Origin of the sequence: Desertibacillus haloalkaliphilus, from assembly GCF_019039105.1 — a bacterium.
Taxonomy (GTDB): Bacteria; Bacillota; Bacilli; order Bacillales; family KJ1-10-99; genus Desertibacillus; species Desertibacillus haloalkaliphilus.
The window spans coordinates 1-325 of record NZ_JAHPIV010000618.1; the positions used below are offsets into that span (position 1 = coordinate 1).

1 protein-coding gene is annotated in these 325 nt (G+C 40.0%); it reads right to left on the reverse strand.

All coding sequences use genetic code 11. The features are described from left to right. A partial coding sequence (locus KH400_RS23555) for a cation diffusion facilitator family transporter (protein WP_217228757.1) occupies positions 1-325 on the reverse strand: 325 nt, incomplete at both ends.

Sequence of the window (325 nt, forward strand, 5' to 3'; positions counted from 1 at the left end):
GCATAATATAGAGCGCTAGCACCATTCCAATAATCGGATCGAGGAAATACCAGTCCGTTAATGCAACAAGCAATAAACTAATGGCAACCCCTAGTGACGTAAACACATCTGTTAAAAGATGCAGTGCATTCGATTTCATGGCAACAGAATGTACTCGCTCTGCCTCTTTGTTCACAACTCTCGACACAACAAAATTGATAAGTGCGCCGATTAGCATGACCACAATACCAAGTACCGGCAGTTTAACAGGCTCAGGATGCATTAATTTATGAACACATTCATAAATGATCCAAATCCCAGCAACAAAAATCAACAAAGTTTCAAT